Origin of the sequence: Nostoc sp. UCD121 (genome assembly GCF_014222285.1) — a bacterium.
Lineage (GTDB): Bacteria > Cyanobacteriota > Cyanobacteriia > Cyanobacteriales > Nostocaceae > Nostoc.
This window is the reverse complement of sequence record NZ_JACKZS010000093.1, coordinates 19,106-28,601: the sequence shown is the minus strand read 5'-3', so window position 1 is coordinate 28,601 and position 9,496 is coordinate 19,106. Positions and strand designations below refer to the sequence as shown.

Annotated in this window: 13 protein-coding genes; 5 read left to right on the top strand and 8 right to left on the bottom strand. The window is 40.8% G+C overall.

The window, feature by feature from the left end; translation table 11 throughout:
• Positions 1 to 148: 148 nt before the first annotated feature.
• Positions 149 to 2,167 carry a biosynthetic arginine decarboxylase gene (speA, locus tag GNF10_RS19890; RefSeq protein WP_185585859.1) on the bottom strand — a complete coding sequence of 673 codons (2,019 nt, stop codon included), beginning with the start codon at positions 2,165 to 2,167 and terminating at the stop codon, positions 149 to 151.
• A gap of 223 nt (positions 2,168 to 2,390) precedes the next feature.
• Here speA and ndk point away from each other — a divergent pair, with 223 nt between their 5' ends.
• Positions 2,391 to 2,840, top strand: coding sequence for a nucleoside-diphosphate kinase (gene ndk / locus GNF10_RS19885; RefSeq protein WP_012412496.1), 450 nt, complete (start codon positions 2,391 to 2,393; stop codon positions 2,838 to 2,840).
• A gap of 68 nt (positions 2,841 to 2,908) precedes the next feature.
• Here the strand turns inward: ndk and GNF10_RS19880 are convergent, their stop codons facing one another.
• The gene (locus GNF10_RS19880) at positions 2,909 to 3,631 is read right to left on the bottom strand and encodes a TerC family protein (protein WP_185585858.1); all 723 of its coding nucleotides are present in this window, start codon (positions 3,629 to 3,631) and stop codon (positions 2,909 to 2,911) included.
• Positions 3,632 to 3,904: 273 nt separating this feature from the next.
• On the opposite strand from GNF10_RS19880, the gene GNF10_RS19875 reads away from it, so the two are divergent.
• Both GNF10_RS19875 and GNF10_RS19870 read left to right on the top strand, forming a co-directional pair.
• Positions 3,905 to 4,141: a DUF433 domain-containing protein gene (locus GNF10_RS19875; protein ID WP_069068569.1), complete on the top strand. Its 237-nt coding sequence runs from the start codon at positions 3,905 to 3,907 to the stop codon at positions 4,139 to 4,141.
• Positions 4,138 to 4,497: a DUF5615 family PIN-like protein gene (locus tag GNF10_RS19870; RefSeq protein ID WP_185585857.1), complete on the top strand. Its 360-nt coding sequence runs from the start codon at positions 4,138 to 4,140 to the stop codon at positions 4,495 to 4,497. The genes GNF10_RS19875 and GNF10_RS19870 overlap by 4 nt, the downstream gene beginning before the upstream one ends.
• Positions 4,498 to 4,843: 346 nt before the next feature.
• Here the strand turns inward: GNF10_RS19870 and GNF10_RS38685 are convergent, their stop codons facing one another.
• Entirely contained in the window at positions 4,844 to 5,020 is a 177-nt protein-coding gene (locus GNF10_RS38685) for a hypothetical protein (protein WP_260446312.1), read from the bottom strand.
• Entirely contained in the window at positions 5,013 to 5,906 is an 894-nt protein-coding gene (locus GNF10_RS19865; RefSeq protein WP_260445912.1) for a hypothetical protein, read from the bottom strand. The genes GNF10_RS38685 and GNF10_RS19865 overlap by 8 nt, the downstream gene beginning before the upstream one ends.
• 63 nt (positions 5,907 to 5,969) lie before the next feature.
• Here GNF10_RS19865 and GNF10_RS19860 point away from each other — a divergent pair, with 63 nt between their 5' ends.
• Together GNF10_RS19860 and GNF10_RS19855 are read left to right on the top strand one after the other, a co-directional pair.
• Positions 5,970 to 6,239: a hypothetical protein gene (locus GNF10_RS19860; protein WP_185585856.1), complete on the top strand. Its 270-nt coding sequence runs from the start codon at positions 5,970 to 5,972 to the stop codon at positions 6,237 to 6,239.
• Complete coding sequence (locus tag GNF10_RS19855) at positions 6,236 to 6,487, top strand: type II toxin-antitoxin system RelE/ParE family toxin (RefSeq protein WP_185585855.1); 252 nt, start codon at positions 6,236 to 6,238, stop codon at positions 6,485 to 6,487. The genes GNF10_RS19860 and GNF10_RS19855 overlap by 4 nt, the downstream gene beginning before the upstream one ends.
• Before the next feature lie 92 nt (positions 6,488 to 6,579).
• Here GNF10_RS19855 and GNF10_RS19850 read toward each other — a convergent pair whose 3' ends face one another.
• The 4 genes from GNF10_RS19850 to GNF10_RS19835 form a co-directional block, all read right to left on the bottom strand.
• Positions 6,580 to 7,020, bottom strand: coding sequence for a hypothetical protein (locus GNF10_RS19850; RefSeq protein WP_185585854.1), 441 nt, complete (start codon positions 7,018 to 7,020; stop codon positions 6,580 to 6,582).
• Positions 7,021 to 7,087: 67 nt separating this feature from the next.
• The gene (locus GNF10_RS19845; RefSeq protein WP_185585853.1) at positions 7,088 to 7,780 is read right to left on the bottom strand and encodes a hypothetical protein; all 693 of its coding nucleotides are present in this window, start codon (positions 7,778 to 7,780) and stop codon (positions 7,088 to 7,090) included.
• 91 nt (positions 7,781 to 7,871) lie between these two features.
• Complete coding sequence (locus GNF10_RS19840; protein WP_185585852.1) at positions 7,872 to 8,621, bottom strand: Uma2 family endonuclease; 750 nt, start codon at positions 8,619 to 8,621, stop codon at positions 7,872 to 7,874.
• Between the two features lie 22 nt (positions 8,622 to 8,643).
• A complete protein-coding gene (locus tag GNF10_RS19835) occupies positions 8,644 to 9,288 on the bottom strand; it encodes a restriction endonuclease subunit R (RefSeq protein ID WP_185585851.1) in 645 nt (214 codons plus the stop codon).
• Positions 9,289 to 9,496 lie beyond the last annotated feature (208 nt).

Below are 9,496 nucleotides of genomic sequence, written 5' to 3'. Positions count from 1 at the left end.
GAAAGGGAATGGGGAAGAGGCAAGGGGGCAGGGGGAGCAGGGGAAGAACTATTTATTGATTCTTGAGCCATACCCAATGCCCAATCCCCAATTCCCAATCCCCAATTCCCAATGCCTAATTCCCAATGCCTAATTCCCAATTCCCAATCTAACTATTCAGATACGTATATCTTCTGAGACTCTGCTCGTAAGTTTGCAGTAATCGCTGAGATTCTGCTAGGGTGATACGCTTTTCTTCTAATGCTTTCTCACAACGTTGGCGAATGTTTTCCACCATATCTTCGGAGTCATACTGAACATAGCTTACTACTTCGCTCATTGTGTCACCTTTGACAACGTGTTCAATCTGGTAGCCTTTGGGCGTTAATTGGATGTGAACGGCGTTAGTATCGCCAAATAGGTTGTGCAAATTGCCCATGATTTCTTGGTAGGCTCCATTCAAGAACATCCCTAAATAATAGGGTTCTCCGGGCTTGTAGGTGTGTAGTTCTAAAACTGATTTGACATCGCGCAGGTCAATAAAGCGGTCTATTTTACCATCACTATCGCAGGTTAGGTCTGCTAAAATTCCTCGCCGGATTGGTTCTTCATCCAAACGGTGGATTGGCATGATGGGGAATAGCTGGTCGATCGCCCAGCAATCTGGTGCTGATTGAAACACTGACATATTAACGTAGTAGATGGAAGCCATGATTTTCTCAAGGTCTTCTAGTTCATCGGGTACGTATTCTTGCTGCCTAGTGATGTTGAGAATTTTCTGACAACAAGCCCAGTATAGCCGTTCGGCTTTGGCTCGTTCTCTGAGGCGTAAAATTCCTAAGTTGAAGCGACTGATGGCCTCTTCTTTGAATTGTGCCGCATCGTGATACAACTCTTGGTAATTCTCTTGGTTGATAGATTGATAGCTTTCCCAAAGATAATTAATGATTGGGGATTCTCCCTCTTGTGGAGGTTCTGGTGAATCGAGAGGGACATCGCTGGTACTGAGAACGTCGAAAATCAGCACCGACTGATGGGAAGCGATCGCACGTCCACTTTCGCTAATTAGTGTTGGTACGGTAATTTGGCGCTCTGCACAGGTATCTTTTAACTCTGCCACGATGTCGTTGGCATAGTTCTGCATGTTGTAATTTTTCGACGCATAGAAGTTGGTTTGGGAGCCATCATAATCTACGCCCAAGCCGCCACCAACATCAAGGTATTTCATATCTGCCCCCAGCATCGCCAATTCTACATAAATGCGGCTGGCTTCTTGGATGGCATCTTTAATTACATTGATGGCAGAAATTTGTGAGCCAATGTGGAAGTGCATCAATTGCAAAGAATCGAGCAGGTTAGCTTCCCGTAACTTGTCAACAGCCTCAATGACTTCAGGCATTGTCAAACCAAATTTAGCGCGATCGCCACTAGAGGCTCCCCAACGTCCCATACCTTGGGTACTGAGCTTAGCACGAACACCCAAAATCGGTTTAATACCTAACTGGCGATTGGCATCAATCACCAAATCAACCTCTTCAATCTGTTCTAAGACGATGATTGGTGTTTGCCCTAGCCTTTGGGCTAACATTGCCGTTTCGATGTATTCTCGGTCTTTGTAGCCGTTGCAAACTAACAATGCTCCTGGGGTATCCAAAACAGCCAGAGCAATCATTAATTCTGGCTTGGAACCAGCTTCTAAGCCAAATTGATGTGGTTTGCCAAATTTGACCAAATCTTCAATCAAATGCCGCTCTTGGTTGCATTTGACAGGAAACACACCCCGATATACGCCAGGGTAGTTGTAGCGAGCGATCGCTTTGGCAAAACAAGCATTCAACCGTTCAATCCGGTCTTCCAAAATATCGGAAAAGCGAATCAACATCGGAAGTCCCAAGTTGCGCTGTTTCATGGCGTTGACCAATTCGAACAAGTCTAGGGAACCACCGCGATCGCCCTTTGGTGACACGGTGACGTGACCAGCAGCGCTAATGGAAAAATAGGGTTGTCCCCAACCTTCAATGCGGTACAACGCTTCGCTATCCTCAATTTTCCAGGAGCGAGGTAAAGTTCCTGCGTTAGTACTAGGTGGTAAAAGTTTCTTTTGTTTATGATTTTTCACTTCAGATTTTTGTCCATTGGACGGCACTTGTACCACCTCGTCAGATGTAGCAGTTGACTCAGCACCCATTTCTTCCTAACCTCTGTTTTTCGCCCACGACTTAACAATTTAACGCATTCATTTGGGAACGTATATGCACTCAGGGATAATTTCTGAGATAAACTCTGATTGGTCATTGGTCATTGGTCATTGGTCATTGGTCAAGAGTGCAAAACCCATACTCTTGGACAAATGACAAAGGACAAATGACTAATGACAAGATAAAAACCTTATTAAGCTTTGGGAGATGGCAATGGAGCGTACATTCTTAGCAATTAAGCCAGATGGAGTACAACGGGGATTAGTGGGGGAAATTATCCGTCGCTTTGAAACTAAAGGTTTTACCCTAGTTGGTTTAAAGTTCCTGAAAGTCAGTAAAGAACTGGCTGAACAACACTATGGTGTCCACCGGGAACGTCCCTTTTTTGGTAGTCTAGTCGAATTTATCACTTCTAGCCCAGTGGTAGCGATGGTATGGGAAGGTGATGGTGTCGTTGCATCTGCCAGAAAGATTATTGGTGCCACAAACCCCTTAACATCTGAACCGGGAACAATTCGCGGTGATTTTGGCATCAATATTGGTCGCAACTTGATTCACGGTTCTGATGCTCCAGAAACCGCACAACAGGAAATAGCCCTATGGTTTAAAGATGAAGAATTAGTCAATTGGCAACCACACATAACCCCTTGGTTGCACGAGTAAAACATTAGGGAGTGGGGAATTGGGCATTGGGCATTGATTATTTCTCCCCTATTCCCCATTCCCTATTCTTACTTCGAGACTTCGCTATTTTCTGGTTCTAATTCGGGCACTTCAGTGCTAACACGTTTGGAAAATCCCCAGCCTAAAATCAGGAAGATAGCAGTAATCATGATCCATTCTGGTGGAACTAAATTATCGTTCACCACTTTTAACAACAAGCGCAAGCCCACGAACGCTACAGTTACATAGCCTGCGTCTTCTAGGTTTTCGTATTCGTCTAGCCAACGGATAAACAATCCCGCCATGAATCGCAGCGTAATAATGCCAATTGTTGCACCCGTCAGCACTAGCCATTTTTCTTGAGAAACTGCGATCGCAGTTGTCACGCTATCCAAAGAAAATGCCAAATCTGTAAATGCAATCACAGGTATCGCTTGCAACAATGAATTAAAACGCGGCCCGTGATGGTGATCGTCCTTAGATTCTTCCGAGGTAAAGTGTTGAAATACCAACCACAGCAGATAAGCAGCGCCCAATAATTCAAATTGCCAGAATTGTTGCACCCAAGTGGCAGTCAGAATCAGGCTGATTCGCAGCACATAAGCAACGACTAAACCAAAGTTGAGGGCTTTACGCTCAAGTTCCTTGTCTTCCAACCCTTTTGCGATCGCAGCCAGAGCGATCGCATTGTCGGCAGATAACAGCGCCTCTAAAGCCACCAGGATCAGCAGAACTATAAGGGCTTCAAGGCTGAAATGAAAGTCGAGGTAATCAAAAATTCGGTCTAGCATTCCGGGTTTCTCAAGCAGAAAAAATTAAAATTTGACAAGATTCAGAGATTTATATATTAAAAAGCGCAATAAATTGTCACTCTAATTCAGCTTAACGTGCTTATGGTGCATTTTGAAGGGGGTTGGATCGATGCGATCGCCGTGCGAGTGGGGTAATTTGCGTATAAGTCAATACATCTAAGGTTTTAACATTTAACTTAGTGCGATCGCAATGGACTCTAATCAGTTCGCATCTAAAATTAAAATATGACAACAAAAATATGGTAAGAGTTTATGGATAACACACTTCTACAACGCATCACTCATAATCCAAATATCTGCCACGGTAAACCCTGCATTCGAGGACTTCGTTATCCAGTTGAGTTTATTTTGGAACTGCTCAGTTCTGGCATGACTACTGAAGAAATATTGGCAGATTATGACGATTTAGAATCTAAAGATATTTTGGCTGTCTTGTTATTTGCCGCTCGACTCAGCCAAGTCAAAAGCATTCATCGAATTGCCTCATGAAATTTCTTGTCGATGCTCAGTTACCAGTTCGTCTTGCCCGTTTTCTCAAAACTTCAGGTTATGACACGATCCACACCAGAGACTTACCACGGGAAAATGCTACGCCAGATAATGAGATTAATACCGTATCAATATCAATTCAACAAAATAGAATTTTAATTACCAAAGATGTGGATTTTGTCAACTCTTTTTTAACGGTTCAAGAACCTTATAAACTACTTTTAATCACAACAGGCAATATCAATAACTCAGAATTGGAATCCCTATTTATAGCTAACTTCCAATCTGTAGTTGAATTGTTTAAGCAGCATTCCTATATTGAAATAAATCGAGACACCATTATTGTGCATCAGTAGTCTCTATAAAATTTCTAACATCACACTTGTAGCGCTGTTTGAAGTTCCTCTCGAATTCCTCGGAAAGTAGCAGCAGCTTGCACTGCACTTGCTTCAAAAGCACTTCGCTGGGCTGTCATTCCTTGGATAACCTGAGTTCGGGATAAGAAATCCTCAAAAGCCTTGAATTATCGTTGTTCGGTCTAAAGCTCTGTTTTATCTATTGTCAATAAGACATATTGCTGAGATTAGTTTCATTTGTGAACCTTATTGACAAAATGATTCCACTTTTATCCCTGCTTTGACCAATTCCAGTTTTATTCAATCCTGACAGAATAAGCTTTTTAGCTTCTGGCTTAACCCGAACTCAGGTTTGGATACTTTGGTCTACGGCTCTATTAATTTCGTCGGCTGTTTGTTGTAAAACACCTTTTGTATCTGTTTGAAATTGATTGAGAGTGTCTCCCAAATTCTTAGCAAATCCTTGGAGTTCGACCAAAGTTTCTTTTTGAAAGTTTTGAATTGTCAAGATGGAACTAGCCAAACTTTGAGATATACCACCCAATTCTCCATGCAGACTCAGCACTTTTATCTAACCGATCTGCAATGGGTTCGAGTACCTGAACTCTCATATCCTTAATGAGTTCTTCTAAAACTCTCTGTCCCTGATTTTCTTGAAGTTGTCGAAGTTGTTGCTGCTCTTTGAAAATTGCTCGTAGCGCTGGTAGGATAGCAGTTTGCACTTGCTCTCCTACAGATTGACCAATAGCTTGGGCTGATAATTGATTTAACCCGTCGAACTGTTCTGCTATGCTCTTACCTACAGATTTACCAATAGCTTCAGCACTCAGTTGGTTTAACCCGGCGAACTGTTCTGCTATGCTTTTACCGACAGATTTACCAATGGCTTCAGCACTCAGTTGGTTTAACCCTGACAATTTATTTCCTACACGGATAAATGCCTCAACTAAATCGCCATTGTTATTGTCTGTTGTTTTTAAGGTTGCGATCGCCTTCAATTTCTGACGCAGACTATCACGCCGCCTCTGCCTTAGCGAATCACACCCAAACAAAACTAGAGTAAACAAGCTACCAGAACCAAGCCCCATCAAGGAAGTGGAAAAAGCTGTTTTCATCCCCACCAGTAATTCTTTACTGGCAGCCATCAATTCTTTGGGATTTTCTGTAGATAAATTAATTCCTTGCAGTCCCTGCTGGATACCGTAAAAGGTTCCTAAAACGCCAATGGCAGTACACAAGGTTGTCACAAAGCGCAGGGAACTACGAGGTATGGGATGGGCTAAGACAGATGGATATTTTATCAGTATGAAATTACCATCTTGTTGTTTGAATCTACTAAAGTCATCGGTTCCTAGATGCTCTTTTAACCAGGGACGAACTTTGTCTAAAAGCTTTACATTTTTACGCATTTACATTCTGGCTGGACAAAGCTTTGAAGTAGAAATATTGCCAAATGTGAGGGTAAGATATTTATGACTAAGGCAAATTTTCAAGGGATGACTAAACAAGAGTTAAGAGCTTATGTGTTGGAACATCGAGATGATCAAGAAGCTTTTTATGCATTAACGGATAAACTTAGAGAAGAACCAGGGATTGAAATTACCTCAACAGAGCAGATGCATGAGCTAATTGAAGCAAAGTTAGATGAGGCTGATGCAAGAGATGCTTATAAGGTACTAGAGGAAATTGCAGGGCTGGGGACAACGCCCTTTAAAGATATTAAAAGGGAGCTAGGAATATGAGCTACCAAGTAGTATTAGCACCTTCATCTGTGCAGACAATTACACAATTGGACTCAGTAGTGCAACAACGACTAGCACAAAAGTTAGAGGAATTAGCATTAAATCCACTTCCAGAAGACGCTCACTCATTGAAGGATACTGAACGTTTGTATAAGGTTCGTTTGGGTGAATACCGCATTATTTACCAGATTCAGGAGCAACCCTTACTACTAACAGTGATAAAGATTGCACATCTCAAAGATTATTAAAGCTTATCTCGAAAAGCGATCGCTTATATTCCAGCCAATCGCAACCAAAATAAAACTTCAAAATTTACTTTACCACTACGCAACTCAAAATCTTACAAAATCTCTGTCAACTTTACCACCAGAGTATTTGCTAAATCCAATAACCTGATATCATCTGTATTAATACTATGTCCTTCACCAGCTAACAGATTTCTCACAGCAGATAACCTGTCATTGGTTTCAGAAATTCTCCAATATTCTTCTAAGTTTACTGCAAAATCAAATAGTGATCGCTCACCTAAATACTCTCTTACGTTCACAGCTACACTATCATGACTTACCAAAAATTCTTTAATAGCATCTAACTGAGAATTACCTAAAATTTCGTCATGTCCCCACGTCTCTAGCCAGTCTCCATCTACATCTTCAACGTAAAAATTTACAAAATTAACTCCGTAAGTTAGCCAGTTCTGCTGCATTTGTCGCGCTGTTGCTAAAGCTTCAGCAAATGTATCCACTTGATTGTTGCAGTGAGTTTCTCTTTTATTAGCCATAAAAGCTGTAATTAGCACGTAAGTATGTAGGCTGAACACAAACCGGAAATATCAAATTCCTTAAAGTTCACGAAAATTTTAAATATTTGCCACCAGAAAGGTAATCACTGTTATACAGGGCCACGTTGACTAACTGGTTGACAAAATTAGCATCCTTGGGATTGTAACTTAAGAACAATCCTCTCTCTATTTCCCACGATCGCAGTGTATTTTGCCAAGCTTGATACTTTTGGTAATTAAGTTCTTCAGAGACACTAGTAACTTGAATGCAAAGGGGTTGATTGTTACGACTACTAACGATTAGGTCTGTTGCCATAGAGAGGTCGGCGATATAACGCTGCCAAAAACTACCTTCTCGACTTACAACATCTTGAGCTATTGACTTAATGATATCATCATCAACCTGATTAAATTCGCCTGCCATCAATTTTTGTTTCCAAATATAAAACTTGGAGTCACTTGCATTAATCCATCTAGGAAATAGATAACCATACCAATATCTCTCAATCGGTGTCATCAACTCAAATTTTGCTTTCTGTTCTTCTTCCGAAGGTAAGGATTTGATTATCAGCCAAATGGTAGAATCCGTAATTACCTCTAAGAGAAATGCAATCACAAATGGTTTTGCAGTCAGGGAACCTGGCTTGATATTTTTTACCCAACGATTGATTTCCTCTAATCTTCTCGCCAAATTATGATCTACCGAGGAGGCTTGCTCAATGAGGGACTTTAGCTTATCCTTAATCTCTGTTGCTTGCAAACGAGGCCCTACTTTCAGAAGATAACGCTTTTTTACACACTAATAACTAAATCTTAACTTGAAAGTGTACTTAATTAATTTCCTGATGTCATCAAATATTCTCTAGGTCGATGCCCTTTGTGCGTAATACCTCCCGCAATCGAGCGAGTTCTTGCTCTGCTTGTTGGGCGCGTTCTTCTGACTGTTGGGCACGTTCTTCTGCTTGTTGGGCACGTAAACGTTCTTGTTCAGCTAACTCTTCTGATGATAATATTAATTGATTTTCAGTAGTGAATAATCTTAATTTACCTTCATAAACTCCCAAATAAAGTTCTAACTGCTGACTCCACAAACTTCCATCAGTAGTTACTTGGATTTCTTGATACTTGCCATCAACTAAATGAAATCCCTGAAGTTCCATTGTTACAGGGTCAAACCAGAAATAATCTGGTGTACGGAAGGTATCTTGATAAACTTGTTTTTTTAACCCTTTATCAACTGCTGTCGTTGAACTTGACAAAATTTCCACAATCACGTTTGGATATTTGCCGTCTTCTTGCCAAACTACCCAACTCTTACGGTCTTTTTTCTGAGTCCCCAAAACTACAAAAAAGCCTGGGCCACGAAAATATTCTGATTTTTTCTGGTTAGGACTGTAGTAAATCGTCAAGTTGCCAGAAGCATAGAAATCTTGCCTTTTTCGCCACCATAATTTAAGTATGCGAATCAGTAAATCGATTTGGTCGCGGTGGAAATCGCTTTCCAAGGGTGGCTCGTCACTCAGTATATCACCAGGAGGAAAAATCACTTCGTCTTCTGAAATACCATTAGAGATCAATTCGCGGGTAGCAGGTTCAGGCATCAGCGATCACTCCGCAATTTATTTACTGGAAACTTGGTAACTTGCAGATGGCTTTGAAAACTTGCAATAACTCTATTGCATCTGGAGACTGACTCAAATTTAATAATGGCATTAACTCATAAGTTGACTGGTTGTCATGTCTTAGATAAACAAATTGATAAAGCTGTCCATTAGTTACCAAACCCCAAACTGATGGTTGTTGATCTAAACTCTTAAAAGCATAAGTGAGTAATTGAGGTAAACCCTCAATCACATTGACCGAACTATTTTTTGTTTCAATTACTAGAACCCAAAATGGCGGTGCAATATTACTTTGAGGACTGTTGATTGCTAAAATATCCATCCGTCCGGTAATTCTTCTGTCTTCATCTTCAACTGCGATCGCAATGCTATCTTCCATTGTCAACCGAATCGGCACATCGTAAAACCCTGCTAACCGCATTAGTGGCGCAATTGTTAAAAATTTGACTAACCCTTCAGAAATTTTACCTGCGCTCAAATAACGATCAAAGTCGTCTCTGATTCGTAATAAATCCTGCTGTTCAAAGTCAGAGAGTGTTTCTAGCCTTAAGAAATCTGTAAATGAAGCATTTGAAAGCTTATCTAGTTTGAGAAGACGATGAACATCATTGAGAGATAGGCTGCTAGCTTCGACGGTTAGCGTCATAGTTTCAGGCGTTGTTTGTCAAGACTACTTATATTTTGCAACATTCATAGTAGATAGCCTGCAATGTAACGTCTTTACATTTCTCGAACGCTTGGTTTTCGTAGATGAAAATAAATGTAAACTAAATAACTCGGCAATTTCTACCTAGCTTAACGAAAATCTAAACACCGTCTAGCACAACTGGGCTAAGAATAGTTTTTAGTAATAA

Coding starts and splice junctions, on each gene's coding strand:
- GNF10_RS19850 (WP_185585854.1), bottom strand. CDS start 7,020: ATGGCTAATAAAAGAGAAACTCACTGCAACAATCAAGTGGATACATTT.
- GNF10_RS19835 (WP_185585851.1), bottom strand. CDS start 9,288: ATGACGCTAACCGTCGAAGCTAGCAGCCTATCTCTCAATGATGTTCAT.
- ndk (WP_012412496.1), top strand. CDS start 2,391: ATGGAGCGTACATTCTTAGCAATTAAGCCAGATGGAGTACAACGGGGA.
- speA (WP_185585859.1), bottom strand. CDS start 2,167: ATGGGTGCTGAGTCAACTGCTACATCTGACGAGGTGGTACAAGTGCCG.
- GNF10_RS19875 (WP_069068569.1), top strand. CDS start 3,905: ATGGATAACACACTTCTACAACGCATCACTCATAATCCAAATATCTGC.
- GNF10_RS19870 (WP_185585857.1), top strand. CDS start 4,138: ATGAAATTTCTTGTCGATGCTCAGTTACCAGTTCGTCTTGCCCGTTTT.
- GNF10_RS19860 (WP_185585856.1), top strand. CDS start 5,970: ATGACTAAGGCAAATTTTCAAGGGATGACTAAACAAGAGTTAAGAGCT.
- GNF10_RS19840 (WP_185585852.1), bottom strand. CDS start 8,621: ATGCCTGAACCTGCTACCCGCGAATTGATCTCTAATGGTATTTCAGAA.
- GNF10_RS19880 (WP_185585858.1), bottom strand. CDS start 3,631: ATGCTAGACCGAATTTTTGATTACCTCGACTTTCATTTCAGCCTTGAA.
- GNF10_RS19865 (WP_260445912.1), bottom strand. CDS start 5,906: ATGCGTAAAAATGTAAAGCTTTTAGACAAAGTTCGTCCCTGGTTAAAA.
- GNF10_RS19855 (WP_185585855.1), top strand. CDS start 6,236: ATGAGCTACCAAGTAGTATTAGCACCTTCATCTGTGCAGACAATTACA.